This window comes from Helicobacter sp. WB40 (assembly GCF_027859275.1).
Taxonomy (GTDB): domain Bacteria; phylum Campylobacterota; class Campylobacteria; order Campylobacterales; family Helicobacteraceae; genus Helicobacter_D; species Helicobacter_D ibis.
This window is the reverse complement of sequence record NZ_JAQHXS010000011.1, coordinates 1-16,506: the sequence shown is the minus strand read 5'-3', so window position 1 is coordinate 16,506 and position 16,506 is coordinate 1. Positions and strand designations below refer to the sequence as shown.

17 protein-coding genes are annotated in these 16,506 nt (G+C 31.9%); 14 read left to right on the top strand and 3 right to left on the bottom strand.

Going from position 1 to position 16,506, the window contains the following annotated elements; all coding sequences use genetic code 11:
- The first annotated feature begins 1 nt into the window (after position 1).
- The 9 genes from PF022_RS07835 to PF022_RS07795 all read left to right on the top strand — a co-directional run bounded on the left by PF022_RS07835 (position 2) and on the right by PF022_RS07795 (position 9,573).
- Positions 2-1,249, top strand: a complete 1,248-nt coding sequence (locus PF022_RS07835) for a glycosyltransferase (RefSeq protein ID WP_271021898.1) — start codon at positions 2-4, stop codon at positions 1,247-1,249.
- Positions 1,233-2,582: an L-seryl-tRNA(Sec) selenium transferase gene (selA, locus tag PF022_RS07830; RefSeq protein WP_271021897.1), complete on the top strand. Its 1,350-nt coding sequence runs from the start codon at positions 1,233-1,235 to the stop codon at positions 2,580-2,582. The genes PF022_RS07835 and selA overlap by 17 nt, the downstream gene beginning before the upstream one ends.
- Positions 2,570-4,369 carry a selenocysteine-specific translation elongation factor gene (gene selB / locus PF022_RS07825; RefSeq protein ID WP_271023432.1) on the top strand — a complete coding sequence of 600 codons (1,800 nt, stop codon included), beginning with the start codon at positions 2,570-2,572 and terminating at the stop codon, positions 4,367-4,369. The genes selA and selB overlap by 13 nt, the downstream gene beginning before the upstream one ends.
- The gene (locus PF022_RS07820; RefSeq protein WP_271023430.1) at positions 4,369-5,388 is read left to right on the top strand and encodes a nitrogen fixation protein NifS; all 1,020 of its coding nucleotides are present in this window, start codon (positions 4,369-4,371) and stop codon (positions 5,386-5,388) included. Before selB ends, PF022_RS07820 begins: the two co-directional genes overlap by 1 nt.
- 2 nt (positions 5,389-5,390) lie before the next feature.
- On the top strand, positions 5,391-6,602 hold the full coding sequence (locus PF022_RS07815; protein WP_271023428.1) for a molybdopterin molybdotransferase MoeA: 1,212 nt from the start codon (positions 5,391-5,393) through the stop codon (positions 6,600-6,602).
- 8 nt (positions 6,603-6,610) lie between these two features.
- A complete protein-coding gene (locus tag PF022_RS07810; protein WP_271023426.1) occupies positions 6,611-7,027 on the top strand; it encodes a universal stress protein in 417 nt (138 codons plus the stop codon).
- 149 nt (positions 7,028-7,176) lie between these two features.
- Positions 7,177-7,539, top strand: coding sequence for a DUF485 domain-containing protein (locus tag PF022_RS07805; protein WP_271023425.1), 363 nt, complete (start codon positions 7,177-7,179; stop codon positions 7,537-7,539).
- Positions 7,532-9,181 (top strand): cation acetate symporter, encoded by a 1,650-nt coding sequence (locus tag PF022_RS07800; RefSeq protein ID WP_271021891.1) that lies wholly within the window; start codon positions 7,532-7,534, stop codon positions 9,179-9,181. The genes PF022_RS07805 and PF022_RS07800 overlap by 8 nt, the downstream gene beginning before the upstream one ends.
- Before the next feature lie 233 nt (positions 9,182-9,414).
- A complete protein-coding gene (locus PF022_RS07795; RefSeq protein ID WP_271023424.1) occupies positions 9,415-9,573 on the top strand; it encodes a hypothetical protein in 159 nt (52 codons plus the stop codon).
- A gap of 344 nt (positions 9,574-9,917) precedes the next feature.
- On the opposite strand, the gene PF022_RS07790 is transcribed toward PF022_RS07795, so the two are convergent.
- Genes PF022_RS07790 through PF022_RS07780 form a run of 3 tightly spaced genes read right to left on the bottom strand, consistent with a single transcriptional unit; the run spans position 9,918 to position 12,226 of the window.
- Entirely contained in the window at positions 9,918-11,756 is a 1,839-nt protein-coding gene (locus PF022_RS07790; protein ID WP_271021889.1) for a primosomal protein N', read from the bottom strand.
- Positions 11,757-11,975 carry a hypothetical protein gene (locus tag PF022_RS07785; RefSeq protein ID WP_271021888.1) on the bottom strand — a complete coding sequence of 73 codons (219 nt, stop codon included), beginning with the start codon at positions 11,973-11,975 and terminating at the stop codon, positions 11,757-11,759. It abuts the gene before it with no gap.
- Positions 11,976-11,977: 2 nt separating this feature from the next.
- Positions 11,978-12,226, bottom strand: a complete 249-nt coding sequence (locus PF022_RS07780) for a hypothetical protein (RefSeq protein WP_271023423.1) — start codon at positions 12,224-12,226, stop codon at positions 11,978-11,980.
- Positions 12,227-12,316: 90 nt separating this feature from the next.
- On the opposite strand from PF022_RS07780, the gene PF022_RS07775 reads away from it, so the two are divergent.
- The 5 genes from PF022_RS07775 to PF022_RS07755 all read left to right on the top strand — a co-directional run.
- Entirely contained in the window at positions 12,317-13,276 is a 960-nt protein-coding gene (locus tag PF022_RS07775) for a methionine ABC transporter ATP-binding protein (RefSeq protein WP_271021886.1), read from the top strand.
- Positions 13,277-13,284: 8 nt separating this feature from the next.
- Positions 13,285-13,875: a hypothetical protein gene (locus PF022_RS07770; protein ID WP_271023422.1), complete on the top strand. Its 591-nt coding sequence runs from the start codon at positions 13,285-13,287 to the stop codon at positions 13,873-13,875.
- Positions 13,876-13,883: 8 nt separating this feature from the next.
- Positions 13,884-14,534, top strand: a complete 651-nt coding sequence (locus PF022_RS07765) for a methionine ABC transporter permease (protein ID WP_271021883.1) — start codon at positions 13,884-13,886, stop codon at positions 14,532-14,534.
- A 21-nt stretch (positions 14,535-14,555) separates the two neighbouring features.
- Positions 14,556-15,368 (top strand): MetQ/NlpA family ABC transporter substrate-binding protein, encoded by an 813-nt coding sequence (locus PF022_RS07760; protein ID WP_271023420.1) that lies wholly within the window; start codon positions 14,556-14,558, stop codon positions 15,366-15,368.
- A 62-nt stretch (positions 15,369-15,430) separates the two neighbouring features.
- Positions 15,431-16,506: PDC sensor domain-containing protein (locus PF022_RS07755; RefSeq protein WP_271021881.1), on the top strand; the 1,076-nt coding region annotated here is incomplete at its 3' end.

Genomic DNA, 16,506 nt, shown 5'->3' with positions numbered 1-16,506 from the left:
CATGGGTAAGAAGCTTTTGTATGTTAGTCCATTTAATTTGCACGATACTAGCTCTGGTGCTGCCTTGCAGGTAAGAACAATGCTTGAATCTTTGGTAAAAAGGGGTATTGAAGTTAAAGTTTTAAGCAGTTTTGTCTTTGATTCTCCTAGAGGCACTACTTATTTTGGAAATTTAGAAGAAGAGATAAAAAGGGGCGTTAATTCTCCAGCAATTATTCATGATAGTGGCATAGAATATAGATATCTTGTGTGCCAAAATAGAGATTTAAATTTAATGACTTATAAAGAGTTGTGGGATTTTTTCCAATACTTTACAATGATGTGCAATACATATAGACCTGATATTGCTATGGGATATTGTGTCGGAACAATAGGAGTAGCAATACAAGCAGAATCTAAAAAAAGAGGTATCCCATTTGTATATCCTTTGTGTAATGCAAATCATCCTCATTTTGAGTTTTGGGATTGTGATTTAATCTTTACAGAATCCAAAGCCACAGCTAATTTATATGGCATTAGGGATAGACTTAATGTATGTAGCACTGGTATTTTTATAGATAAGGATAAATGTGTAACACAAGAAAGAGATCCGCAATATATAACTTTTGTAAATCCTTCACCAAGTAAGGGTGCTACTATCTTTGCAAAAATAGCTGAAGTTTGCAAAAAAGAGTTACCTGATTTAAAGTTTTTAGTAATTGATACTAGGGTTAGTTTTGTTGAAGCTTTGCCTTTAATGCATTTATCAAGCAATAAAGAAAAGTGTCCATACAAGCCTCAACAATTTACAAATGTTGATTTTATGAAAGCTACAAATAATATGAAAGAAGTTTATAAAAGAACAAAGGTATTATTAGCTCCATCTATAGCTTATGAATCTTGGGGTAGAGTTATAAGTGAGGCAGTGCTAAATAAAGTCCCATGCGTAATAAGTGGTGGAAATGGCGGTATGGAAGAAGCAATGGCAGGAGCAGGTATAGCAGTAGCAGTGCCTGAAGCATGTAAAGAAGACCATCTAAGAATCCCTACTAATGAAGAAATTAAGCCATGGGTTTCTGCGATCAAAAAAGTACTAAAGAGTGATTTTAGCAAAGAGTTTGAAGAAGCAGAAAAACAACTAGATATAGAAGCTAGCACAGATAGACTGCTAGAGTTATTAGAACCATTATTTATGCGTAAGGCAAGTAATAGCCCTCATATAATCCATAATGGAAGCTTGAGAATGGGTGCTGATGGAAACTATAGATAAAGAAGTCTTTAGGAATATTCCTAAAATTGACAAATTATTAGAGCATGAATCTTTTGTTGGGTTTAATAGAGGATTTTTAAAAAAGTGTATAAATAAATTTTTAGAGATTTATAGGCAAGAATTACTTAAGGGTAGCAAGATTTTAAGCATTGATGAATGTGTGCTTGAAATATCAAAAATCTATGAATCTGTCTTTAGAAAATCATTAAAGCCACTTATTAATGCTACTGGAATTGTTGTGCATACAAATTTAGGAAGAAGTGTATTTTCCGAAGAATTATTAGATGAAGCAAAGCATGTTTTGAGTGCTTATAACAATTTAGAATATGATGAAAAATTAGCCAAGAGAAGTGAGCGATATATACACCTTAAAGAGATTTTTGTAAATTTGTTAGAATGCGAAGATGTCCTTGTTGTAAATAATAATGCAGCTGCTGTTTTTTTAATACTAAATACATTTGCAAAAAATAAAGAGGTGATAATCTCAAGAGGTGAGCTAGTAGAGATAGGTGGAAGCTTTAGGATTCCTCAAGTTATGGAAAATGCTGGTGCGATTTTAAAAGAAGTTGGCACAACAAATAAGACAAATATTTTGGACTACCAAGAAGCTATTAACCAAAATACTGCAATGATTTTTAAGGCTCATAAATCAAATTACGACATAGTTGGATTTAGTAGTGAAGTTTCATTTGAGGAATTAATTTTACTATCAAATAAGCATGATATTTTAGATTATTACGATTTGGGAAGCGGATTTTTAGAAACTAGTAGTAATTTTAATGTATGTGAAGATTCTTTAGAGACAATAGCTAAACTAAAACCAAGCCTAGTTAGTTTTAGTGGAGATAAGCTTTTAGGCGGAGCGCAAGCAGGGATTATATTTGGCAAAAAAAAATATATAGACCAATTAAAGAAAAACCAGCTTTTGCGTATGCTAAGGGTGGATAAATTTACTATTTGTCTTTTGGAATCTACGCTACTTTGTTATTTAAAGGGTGATATAGACAAAATACCAACTGCAAAAATGTTGAGCTATACATTAGATGAGCTTGAAAAAAGAGCAAGAACTTTATATGAAATGTTGCCAAAAAAATACAATGCCACAATAATTGAGGCAATAGGTTATAGCGGTGGTGGTGCTATGCCAAATAAGCAGTTAAAATCATTTGGAATCTCGCTTGTAAGTAAAGATGAATCAGAGCTTGAGAGGTATTTGCGAGATAGTGGAATAATTGCTAGGATAGAAAATGGTGCAGTTATACTTGATATACGAACGATATTTGATAGAGATTTTCTAAAAATAAAAGAGGTTTTAGAGGAATGCAAAATTTAATTATAGGCACTATTGGACATATAGACCATGGAAAGACAAGTCTAATAGAGGCTATAAATGGTTTTTGGGGAGATAGCAGAAAGGAAGAGCAAGAAAGAGGAATCACGCTTGATTTGAGCTTCTCTAATTGTCTAAGCAATAATAAAAATATTTCTTTTATCGATGTGCCTGGACATGAGAAGCTAGTAAAGCATATGATAGCAGGTGCGTTTGGTATGGACTATTGTATGCTTGTAGTAGCTGCAAATGAAGGGCTTAAGCCACAAAGTATAGAGCATATAAAAATTGCAAAATTGCTTGGAGTTAGTAGCTTTATAGTTGTTTTTACAAAATGTGATTTAGAAGATATAGATACTACAAATGCGACAAATGAGATACTAGAGCTAATCTCTCCTTTAAAAATATTTCACACTTCAATACATGATAAAAAAAGCATTGAATCTTTAAAAAATTATCTATTCTCACTACCAAATAAGATTCATAGAAATTTAGATGTTTTTAGATATTACATAGATAGGGTATTTACGCTAAAGGGTATAGGTTGTGTTGTAAGTGGGACATTGCTTGATGGAAGGTTGGCTTTAGAAGATAAAATTTGGTGTTGTAATTTAAATAGGGCATTAAATATAAAAAATATACAAAACCATGGCGAGTATCTAAAAGTAGCAAACATTGGAGAGAGAGTTGCTATAAACTTAAGTGGAGTATCACATAATGAGCTAAAAAGAGGCGATTTGCTAACAAAGAAGGGCTATTTTAGGGGATTTGATACTTTAGAAGTTAGTATTGAACTCTTTAGTGATGTAGCACATAATAGTGATGTAATATTTTATATAGGTGCATTAAAGTGCAACGCTAGAATCTTGTTTTTAGATGATTCTAAAAAGTATGCAACAATAAAAACGCAACAAAAGATTTTTGCAATTTTTGGAGAGAGATTCATAATAAGAGATGATAATGTAACACTAGGTGGCGGTAGCATACTTGGAGCAATAGCAGATCCTATGAAGAAGTCTCAAAAATTACATTGTGTAAAGCTTTTATATAAAAGAGATTTTAAAAATGCGTTTTTGTTGCTTTTAGAAGTGCATAAAAAAGGATTTGGACTTCTTAGTGCTACACAAAGATTTGCAATCTCAAAAGAAGAAGCACTAAATATTGCTAATACTTTGGAGAATTGCTATGTAGATAGCCTAAATTTAGTCGTATATCCAAAAAGCAGTATAGATGTTGTGCTAGGATATATTAAAGAAATATTACACAAGAATAAAAAAGCACTTCTATCAAGCACACTATTAACCCAAAAATACTCATGGGTATCGGAAAATCTTGCTGCACTTGCTTTAGAGTGTGCAATTAGCGATAAACTAGTTGTTAAAAAAGAATTTTTTTTTGTATCTCCTAGCTTTAATGATAGTGTGCATAGTTATGTGTATAATGAAATATACTCTATGCTACTTACCCAAGAGTATGAACCACTTGCACCATATAATATTTATGATGTTTTAGATATTGATAGAAAAACAGGTGATGATGCTTTAAAGATTCTAACTAAAGAAAAGAAGGTATTAAGACTTAGTCATAAGCTATTTATTACATCTAGTGCGTTATCTAAGCTACTTGAAGAGATGAGGTCTATTATAAAAAATGAAGGATATTTGGATATTAATAATTTTAAGAGACATTTTCCATTAAGTAGAAAATATTTAATTGCATATCTTGATTATCTTGATAGTTTTTCAGATATTATAAACACCAATGGAACAAGGACATTAAAGGATAGTTGATGTTTGATTTTTTGCATAATCCACCGCTTAATAGAGAACTAATAAATATGCTTGGTGGAGATAGAGTAAATATGCTAAGTATCACGCCAAATGCACAACAAAAATCCAAAAAAGACAATCAAGCTTTAAGCGAGACTTTGCATTGTGCTATATCGCGCCCTTTTAGTTTTAGTTTGGAATCTTTTTCTTTCTTGCTTAGTTTATGTGAGGCTTATGGTAGAGTTGGAGTAATTGCAAGTGCAAATAAAATGCTATATGAAGCCTCAAGAACACATAATAATTGCATACAAATTATCCCAAATATCGATAATGGAAGTGTTGAAAGCGGAGTAAGAGAGGCACTCTCTAATGGAGTTAAGTGTTTTTTTGTTCCGTATTTAAATGAAGATATTTTAACTTCGAATCTATATTTAGATGAAATACTTCATTCTTGCTTTAGTGTTTGGGATATTAGCTATGCATTAGCACTAAATTTGCCACTACCAAAAAATGCAAATTTCATGCTTATAAATGGTGAAAATCTAGGGGTTCTTAGAGGATATGGAATCTTGTGCAGTAAAAAGAGTGATTTTTTTGGGCTTAGTGCTTTAAGTATGTATTTAGAGATAGAAAATTTGTATGAAGTATTCATAAAAGCAATATCGCTAAAGCAAGAATGTAGCGGTATAGACTATGCTTGTAGATTTTTTGAGCATATAAAAGAAATATTGCATGATGATGTGTATAGATTCTACAACACGCCAAAAAATACGCTACCATTGGGGCTTGTATCTAGTAGGGCTAGAAATCTCATTCAAAGTTTGCTTTTTGATGATATATCTTTAATTAATGGGGTTGATTGTTTATATGGCTTTTCTAGTCCTTCTTTTGTTTTGCGACTTATGGGGTTTAGTGAAGATAGGGCTAGAGAGCTTTTATGTCTTAGCTTTAACAATCAAAATATAGATGATACAACAATAAAAGAAAGTGCAGTAAAGATAGCTAATAATTTTTTACAATTAAAAAAACTACAAGGATAAACATGGAATTAACACAAGCGATAAAAGCATTAGAATTAGCCGGTAGAAACTTTAAGCTAGAGACACAAATTTTGCCTCTATCTAGTTTAAATAAACGAATTTTAAGTGAGGACATTATTTGCCAAAAGTCTTTACCTGCGTTTGATAATTCTGCTATGGATGGCTTTGCTTGTTGTCTAAGTGATAGACAAAGCAAAGTGATAGGAACGATACTAGCTGGTGATTTTTCTTCTCTTAGCATTAAAAGTGGAGAATCTATAAAAATAATGACAGGAGCAAAGATACCTAATGGCGCAGACTTTGTAGTGCCATTTGAAGAGGTAGAAGGGGGCTTTAGTGCAGAGAAGATAGTATTAAATAAAGAATATCAAAAGGGACAAAATATTCGCATTATGGGAGAAGAAGTAAGCAAGGGAAATATACTCTTAAGTGTTGGAGATGAGTTAGATTCAAGTGCATTAATGATTCTAGCTTCACAAGGCATAAGTCATGCTAGTGTGTATGAGAAGCTAAAAATTTGTGTTTTTTCTAGTGGAGATGAGCTAAAAGAGCCGTGGGAGAGTGCAGCTGACTATCAAATATATAACTCAAATACAACAATGATAATAGAGAATCTAAAAGAAGTTGGTATAGAGTGTAGCTATGGTGGAGTATTAAGAGATGATAAGGATAGTATAAGGGCTATTTTAGATAGTGCTTATGATGTGATTTTTACAACTGGTGGAGCTAGTAAAGGCGAGGCTGATTTTATGCGCGAGATTCTAAGTGAAAATGGTGAGTTTATAGTTGATTTTATAAATATTAAACCAGGAAAACCAATAATGGTATCAAAATATAGAAGTAAAAATAGGGATAAGTTTATAGTAGCATTACCAGGGAATCCTTTAGCTTCTTGTGTGTTGTTAAAGTTTTTAATTATTCCATTTTTAAGGCAGCTTAGTGGTGCTAGTGCACATTATTTGCAATATATATCTCTAAAAAATACTGAATCTTTTAGAAAAAAAAATAGAGTAGAAGCTATGCTTGGAGATATTAAAAATGGAGAGTTTAGTGTGGTTAGGGGTTATACCTCTGGGGAGATTTTGCCTATTTTTAGAAGTAGTGCTATTGCTATTTTTTCACAAGATAGATGTGATATAGAAAGTAAAGATCAAATTAAAATATTGCCTTTTAAAAGTTTATGGGGCAAAATAGAATCTAATTACATAAATTAGGAGGGGTTATGAAAAAGATTTTATTTGCAATTGATGATACAAAGGCGTGTCAAAAGGCTGCTAGTTTTATTGTTGATTTTTTTGGGAAAGATGAACGCTTTAGCATTACTTTAGTGCATGTAAAAACGCCAATAATGCTATATGGAGAGGCAGCACTTGCAGCATATGAAGAGATAGAAAACAAAGAAAACAAAGAAAGTAGTAAGCTATTAGAAAAGTTTGTTGATATTTTTAGAAATAATAATATTGATGTTACAAGTGTTATGCTAGAAGGTGAAGCAGTAGAGGAAGTGCTAGAGTATTCTAAAGATTATGATTTATTGGCGATAGGACATAGTGAGAGTAGTATTTGGAATAGTATTTTTTCAAGCAATCAAAGTAGTTTCTCTGAAAAGTCTCCTATACCGATTCTAATTGTAAAGTAACATTTATATGTTACTTTATTACTCATATAAATATACTTGTTACTCTACTAAACATATATAAAACTATTTTCAAAAAGTAAGCTAGATTCAATTACTATTAGTATAAATTAGTGTAGGATATTATTAAACCTAATAACAAAGGAGTATTAATGGAGCGCAATAGCAATTATTACGAATCTATAAATAAATTTAAGAGATTTGTTACTTTAAGAAACAAAGTTGCCATTACACTATCAATAGTAGTGCTTATATGTTACTATGTTTTTGTAGCTGGAATTGGATTGTTTCCCGATGTGTTGGGTTATAGGCTTGGACCTAGCTCCATTACGCTTGGGATTATGGTTGGTATTTTTTTAATAATCTTATGTATTTTAACAACCGGACTTTATACATTTTTTGCAAATAAATATTTTGACAAAGTTCAACAAGAAGTTATAGAGGATTTGGAAAAAAGTGGTGCTTTAGATGATTTGAAGCTAGGCAAAACAAAAGAGAGGGAAAATTATGAATAAAATATTGTTAGGATTTATTATTAGTATTTCAAGTGTTTTTGGTGCTGCTGTTGATGTGGGTAGTGCTGGTATGTCTAGCTTCAATCCTATTGCAGTTAGTATGTTTGTGATATTTGTTCTTGCGACTTTGGGAATTACTTTTTATTCAAACAAAAAATCACAAAGTGCAAGTGGTTTTTACACTGCAGGTGGTAATATCACAGGATTGCAAAATGGAACTGCTATTGCAGGAGACTTTATGAGTGCGGCTAGTTTTTTGGGGATTACTGCACTTGTTTTTACAAATGGTTTTGATGGGCTTATTTATTCTATTGGTTTTTTGGCTGGTTGGCCTATTATTTTGTTTTTGATTGCTGAAAAATTCAGAAATCTAGGGAAATTCACATTTGCAGATATTACTGCATATAGATTAGATTCAAAGCCCATTAGAGTTATATCTGCTATTTCTGCACTTAGCGTAATTGTATTTTATTTAATCGCACAAATGGTTGGTGCAGGGCAACTAATACAAGTGTTATTTGGGCTTCCGTATGCTACTGCTGTTATTTTGGTTGGAATTTTAATGATTTGCTATGTTGTATTTGGTGGTATGCATGCGACAACTTGGGTGCAAATTATTAAAGCTATTTTATTGCTTGGTGGAGCGACTTTTATGTCGATTATGATTTTATATTTAACCAAATTTGATCTTAGTTATTACTTTGCAGAAGCGGTGAAAAATCACCCTCAAGGTGAGAAAATAATGTTACCTGGAGGATTTTTGCCTGATACTATTTCTGCTGTTTCTTTAGGACTTGCTTTGATGTTTGGAACTGCTGGGCTTCCTCATATTTTAATGAGATTTTTCACGGTTAAAGACGCAAAAGAGGCTAGAAAGTCAGTATTTTATGCAACCGGTCTTATAGGATATTTTTATATCCTTACATTTATTATTGGCTTTGGTGCTATTGCATTATTGCTTGGGAATCCAAACTTCTTAAACGAAGATGGAAGCTACAATGGTATTTCAAATATGATTGCTGTTACTTTAGCACAAGTGATTGGCGGTGATTTATTTTTAGGATTCATCTCTGCAGTTGCATTTGCTACTATTTTGGCAGTAGTTGCTGGACTTGCTATTTCTGGTGCTGGAGCTATAAGTCATGATTTGTTTGTAAATGTGTGTAAAAATGGAGAATGCGATCCAAAGTTAGAGATGAAGGTTACCAAAATTGCAACAATTGGCATTGGAATCTTGGCGATATTTTTAGGGATTATTTTTGAGAAGCAAAATGTAGCTTTTACCGTTGGATTGGCATTTGCCATAGCAGCTAGTGTCAATTTTCCTATATTATTACTTAGCATATATTGGAAAGAATTAACTACAAAAGGTGCATTTTTTGGTGGGTTAATAGGACTTATTTTTGTGGTTGTATTAGTTGTCTTAAGCCCTAGCATTTGGGTGAAGAGCTTTGGATTTGAAGAGGCTATCTTCCCATATGATCACCCGGCTATTTTTTCTATGCCACTTACTTTTGTGTTAATTTATGTTATTTCTAAACTTGATAATTCAAAACGAGCTACAATCGATAGAGCAGGATTTGAAGCACAAGATTTTAGAGCACAGAGCGGAGTTGGTATAAGCGAGGCAGTAGCACATTAGCATGATTAATCTCCAAAAATTTTGGAGATTATAATGGAACTAGAAAATATTGTAAAAATTTATGATGAATAATTTTACAAACAAGCAGAAGGCAGTTATAGATCTGCAATACACACAATAAATTTTTTGTAACCAAAAAGTGTCATTGATGTTGGTTGTGCGTTGGCACTTGGCTTAAAGCTTGGAGCGAGTTTGATTCTTCTATTAGGGTGTTTGGTATTGATGGGAATAATATGGAAGATTCTATGTTTTTTATCCCAAAATCAAATTATCAACAAGTAAATCTAACAAATGATTATCAAAAAATCTTAGAATCTTTAAATAATAATGAAACTTATAAAGCCTCTAGTATGCGGGGGGGGGGGGTGGGAGGATTAAGCCCTTTGATGTAGCAGAGAGCTTAGAAGTTGCAGAACATTTTGAAGTAAAATATGCTCAAAATTTCATAAATTTATTAACTAGTTTATCTTATATTATAATTTTTTCAGCTGCAATTCCTCTCCAAGGTGGAACTCATCATGTAAATGAGCAACCACCAGCGTATTGGGCTAATTTGTTTGCTAGTAATGATTATGTATGTTATGACTTTATAATACTAAATTTTGGAACAATGCAAATATATAATTGGTATAGGCAGAATATACTTGTTATTGCACATAAAATGTAAATTTTGGCGCTATCTCTCCAGTATCATCTCATAGCTTTTTAATAACGCTAGATATGTATTATAGGTATTTTATACAAAATCAATAGGATCTATATCGATTGTGCAATTCTCTCCACGCAATATTAGCAAAGAATCATGCAGATTCTTTGCTTCTGTACTTCTTAGCATGATACTAAATCTCCATTTGTTGGATAACTTTTGAATTGGAGATTCCCCATATCCTACTATTGTTGTCTTGCTTTTTAGATTCTGTTTTATTTTGGAGATTAATTTTTCCATTATTAAAATCGCTTTATCTTTGTTTATGTGTGAGATTTTTACAAGTGCTAAACGCATATATGGTGGGTATAGGTGCTCTCTAATTAGTAATTCATCTTTTAAAAAAGATTCGTAATCTTGCAGATAATTTTGTAAGTATTCTTTATTTTTGCTTTGAATTAGAACTAATCCAGAATCTTTTCTTCCGCTTCGTCCAGCTAGTTGCAATAGTAAAGATATTGCTTTTTCATTTGCCCTATAATCACAGCTTTGAGCTATGTAATCTATGCCTAAAATTACACTTAGTTTTACATTGTGATAATCATGTCCTTTTGATAACATTTGAGTGCCAACTAAAATATCTATTTTTCTTTTGTTAAACTCATTAAGAATGTGTGTTAGTTTTTTTTGTGTTGTTATCTCATCTCTATCAAAGCATTGAATTTTTGAATCTTTTAGATTGCTTTGTAGATATTTTACATATTCTTGTGTGCCTATTCTTTGGCTACTTAATTCACCTCCACAAGGACATCTTTGTGGGATTTCTTGTGTGTGTTGGCAATAGTGGCATTTTAGTTTTTTATTTTTTAAGTGCAAACTCATTCCAACGCTACAATTTGGGCAGTGTATGCTAGTGCTACAAGATTTGCATATTAAGTATTTGAAATTTGCCCTAGTTGGGAGAAATACTATTGCTTGATTATTTGAATCTATGGTGTTTTGTAGTGAGTTTATAATTATTTTATCTTCACTATTTTCACAAAATACGAATTTTTTGTTTGAATTATAGTAAGTGCCTTTTAGTCTATACATAGAATTATTTTCTTTGAATCTATAATATGTAGAGAGGCTTGGTGTTGCAGATCCTAGAAGTATTTTTATATTATGTTTTTGTGCAAGATAGAGTGCTACATCTCTTGCGTGGTATGTTGGGTTTGAGCTTGATTTGTATGCATCATCATGCTCTTCATCGATTATTATTAGCCCTAAAGAGTGTATTGGCAAAAACAATGCAGATCTTGCACCAGCTAAGATTCTTATTTTATTATCATAAATTAAGTTTAGTATTTCATTTTTCTTTTTTTTGCTAACTTTTGAATGCCAAAAGGCTAAAATGTCCCCAAAAACCGCCTTTAGTCTCTTTTCCATTTGTGGTGTTAGCGAGATTTCAGGCATTAGAAAGATTGCATTTTGTCTATTTTTTAGTGCTTCATTTATTAAATGTATGTATATTTCTGTTTTGCCACTTCCAGTATCACCAAATAAAAGTGTGCTTTGTCTATCTTTTATGAAGTTTAGTGCCAAATTTTGTGCTTGGCTTAGGCTTTGTAGTTTGAATTCTATGGAATCTAGCTTTGTATCTTTGTTTTTAAATGGTGTAAATAGCCCATAGCTAATGGCTCTTGTTGTAAAATAATAACTAGTAATAAATTCTGCTATTGATAATTGAATCTTGCTTAGAAAATATTCGCTTGCAACTGCCTCTTTGCATTCAAAATTTGGTTTATTAGATTCTAAAAATACAACACCATGTATTATCTTGTTTATTAACTCTACTTCTACTATTTGTCCTATTTTTAGTGGTATTTTAGAATAGTATGTTAGCTCTTGTAGATTATGTTTTAGTGGTAATATTTTATAGTAGAACAATTATCTGCTTTTTAACTTTGTGATAGCACATTGTATGTTTTGTTTTAAGCTTTGTGTTTCTTCGCTTGACTCTAAAAATGCTACTAGCAAATCGCGAGGATTCACATTGCCACTATCGTCTGCTAGATTTTTTAGTTTAGCTAAAGTTTCGCTTGATATATCCTTTGAAGGTATTTCATAGAATCTTCCATAGATACAAACGCGAAATGGACTATCCATAATCAACCCTTAATCACACTTTGAATCTTATCCTTGATTACTGCTAACTCTTTGTTTTGAGTTTCTAGGATCCTATCTTTTTCATTTATCTCATCACAAAGCGAGTTTATTTCTGATTTTTTTGCTTCATTTTCTGCTTTTAGCAATACAATTTGTTGTCTTAATTGTTGATTTTCTTCTTTAAAGAGCTTATATTCTTCAAGTAGCTTATCTATACCTTCTAAAAGTGTGTTCAATTCATTTTCTTCCATAGCAACTCCTATTGCATTGAATAAAGTGTGGTATTTTAACATAAACATATAATTTTTGCTAAAATACGCAATCTTAAAAATTGGAAAAGCATGAATTTCATCGAAGTAAATCAAGTTTATAAAAAATATGGCAAACTGGAAGTTTTAAAAAATATTAATTTAAGTATAAAGCAAGGTTCAATTTTTGGTCTTGTAGGACATAGTGGTGCTGGGAAGAGCACATTGCTTAGGACATTTAACGGGCTTGAGGGTATAAATAGTGGTAGTATTAAAATAGATGGAGTTGAAGTTACATCTCTAAAAAAGGAATCTTTGCGAAAGTTACGCAAAAATATTGGCATGATTTTTCAGCATTTTTCGCTTATGGATAGGAAAAGTGTGTATGAAAATATAATCTTGCCACTAGAATGTTGGGGAGAGAAGATAGATAAAGATAGAATCTATAATCTACTTGAGCTAGTTGGGCTAAAAGATAGGGCCAAGCATTATCCAAGTGAGCTTAGTGGAGGTCAAAAGCAAAGAGTAGCTATCGCTAGGGCATTGGTTATGAATCCTAAATTACTTCTTAGTGATGAGGCGACAAGTGCGCTTGATCCACTAATTACAAGTTCTATTTTAGATTTATTGCTAGAAATTAAAGAAAAGCTTGGTGTCACAATTGTTATTGTTACACATGAAATGGAAGTTGTAAAAAAGATATGTAGCGAGGCTGCATTTATGGAAAATGGAGAGATTCTAAAATGCGGAAGCATTGAATCGCTATTCCTAGAACCAGACAAAAAAATGAGAGAGTTTTTGGGAGAAAATGAGATATTACCAAGTAGCGGGGTTAATATAAGAATCTATTTTCCAAAGGAAGTAGCAAGCAATCCAATTATCACAAAAATGGCAAGAGAGCTTGATATAGATTGTAACATAGTATGGGGGAATTTAGAATCTTTTGGTGGTATCGCACTTGGTGTGCTTGTTATAAATATACAAGAGGATATAAAAGAGAAAGTCTTTAGTTACCTAAGCACACATGGGACAAATTGGGAAATAGTTGATTAAGGGATTTTATGTCGGTGATTACAACAAATATAATGCATGCAACTACAAGGGAGATAAATTTATTTACAAAGCATACTTTAGATTTAAAGAGTTATTTAGAGTTTGGTTGTGGAGGTAGCACATTTAATATGTTTTATCTAACTGAAGCTAATGTAATTAGCGTTGAATCTGATTTTAATTTTGCAAGGCAATTATTAAATAATTTAATGATTTTTGGCAATAGATTAAATATTTTTCATGTAAATATAGGTGCTGCTAAAGAGTGGGGAGTGCCAGTAGATGATAGTAGCAAAGCTTCTTTTTCATCGTATTCTTCTGCTATATTTAATGCGATTAATAGTGGGGGGGGGGGCGAAATTGATACTATTTTTGTAGATGGCAGGTTTAGGGTAGCGTGTGCATTGAAGTCTATCAAACACTATCCAAATTCTAAGATAATCATTCATGATTTTTTTGATAGATTGGAAATTTATGGTTGTTTGCTTGAGTTTTTAGAATGTATCGATAGAGTAGATACTCTTGGGATATTTTTTGTAAAAGATTGTAAGAAAGAAAAGCTAGAGAAATATTATGAGGAATATAAATATGATTTTAGATAAGGATTGTTATGGATTATAAATTGTTAAATATATTATTAGAAGCTACAATTGATACTCTTTATATGAGTATTGTAGCAACTACAATTGCTACTGCTTTAGCGATTATTCCCGCTATTTTGCTTGTGTTACATGCACCAAATGGACTATCTCCAAATAGAGCCATATTTGTTGTGCTAGATACTATTACAAATACTCTTAGGTCTTTTCCTTTTTTGATTTTGATGGTTGTGTTATTTCCATTTACGCAATGGCTAATAGGAAAAAGTATAGGTGCTAGTGCCGCTATTGTTCCTTTAAGTATTGGTGCTGCACCATTTATAGTTAGAATAATAGAATCTGCATTAAAAGAGGTTGATAGGGGTGTTATTGAAGCTTCACTTAGTTTTGGGGCTAGTAATTTGCAAATCATTTTTAGAGTAATGTTTATAGAGGCATTACCCAGCATTGTATCTGGCATTACACTTGCTTTAATACTTGTCATTGGCTTTAGTGCTATGGCTGGTGCAGTAGGCGGTGGAGGACTTGGCGATGTTGCTATAAAATATGGTTATTATAGATTTCAAAGCGATATTATGTTATATACTGTGTTGATTTTAATCTTCTTAGTTCAATTAATCCAAAGTTTTGGTGATTTTTTATATAGGAAATTAAAACGATGATTTTAACTGTAAGGGGTTTTGATGTTAAATAAATTGTTATTTTCGGTGTTTGGAGTTTTTTTGGCTGTTTTTTTTATAGCGTGCGGAGGGGATTCTGATTCTAGTGCTGACACTAAAGGAAGTGCAAAGTTAATAGTTGGAGCTACTCCAGAGCCGCATGCTACGATACTTTCACAGGTTGTTCCATTATTAGAAAAAGAGGGTGTTAGTTTAGAAATTAAAGAATTTACAGACTATGTAACTCCTAATTTATCACTTGAAGATGGATCTTTAGATGCAAATTTTTTCCAGCATAAGCCTTATTTGGATTCTTTTAATGCAGAGAAGGGGACAAAGCTAGTAAGCGTTGCTAGTATCCACTTAGAGCCAATGGGTGTTTATTCTAAAAAAATTAAAAGCCTAGATGAGCTAAAAGATGGAGATGTAGTTACAATACCAAATGATCCATCAAATGGTTCTAGAGCATTGAGAATCTTAGAAAAAGAAGGTATTATCAAGCTATCAGAAGGGAATTTAGTGTCTCCACAAGATGTTATACAAAATGATAGAAATTTGAGCTTTAAAGAGGTTGATGCACCACAATTAACTAGGACGCTAGATGATGTTACAATCTCGGTTATTAATACAAATTTCGCACTTTTGGCAAATCTAAATCCTCTGCAAGATGCAATAGCAATTGAAGATAAAGAATCCCCATATTCTAATATTTTGGTTGTAAAAGAGGGTAGAGAAAATGATGAAAATATTCAGAAGTTAGTTAAAGTTCTACAAAGTGATACAATTAAAAATTATATAAATGAACAATACAAAGGTGCTATTATCCCAAGCTTTTAATAGCTTGGTTTAGATTATTGTAGATATTTTTCATTACTTAATTTATATATAAGGGGAGAGCTATGTTTAAAGGAATTTCAAATAAGTTGACAATGTATATGGGTATATTTATTGTGCTTGTTTTGATAGTAGTTAGTGGCTATAGTTATTTTCAGTCAAAAAGAAATGCATATGATTTATTGACACAAATTCAAACAAAAACGGTTGACGATATTGTAATTTTCTTTTCATATTATGATTATGTAAAGCGTAATGCAGTTAAAGCTGCAGCTAATGAGATTGCAAGAAATCCAAATATGACATTACAAGAAATATATTCTGTTGTGAAAAGTGTTGGTGAAGCTAGTAACTTTGCTGTATTTTATGCGGGATTTGAAGATGGTAGTATGATAAGATCTAATGGAAATCATCAGACGCCAGCAGATGGGTATGATCCTAGAGGCAGGACTTGGTATAAAGAAGTAAAAAATAATCCAAATGAAGTTTTTGTATCAGATCCATATATTGCTCCTAGTTTAAAAGCCCCTTCAATGTCATATTCGTATCCAATTGTATCAAATGGTAAATTCATAGGTGCTGTTGGCGGTAATTATGATTTATCTGAATATTCTGCAAATGTTCTTAGTATGGGCAAATCAAGAGATGGTTATAGTGTTGTTTTGGCAAAAGATGGTACTGTTATGTTTAGTGAAGAAGTTGGTAAAATGCTACAGAAAACAAAGTTAGCAGAAAACATAATGGAAGCATATTTGCAAACACCAGAGGGCAAAGATGGGAAAATATCAAAAGAAACATTAATAATAGATGATGGTGAGGGTGGTAATAGAGCAGTTATATGCGAATCTCCAAAAATGTCAAAATATTATGTGTGTTCAATTATGGCTGAAAGTGTCTATACAAATACGATAGAAGATATATTTTTTAAACAGCTTTTAGTCGGGGTGTTGTCGATAGTTGTTGCTTTGATTTTAATTAAATTTTTAATTAGTTTAAATTTAAAACATTTATCAACTATCCAACAAGGTCTACTTTCATTCTTTAAATACATAAACTATGAAACTAAACAAGCTCCTAAACCAATAGCTATAACATCTAATGATGAATTTGGTTCTATGGCTAAAGCCATAAATGATAATAT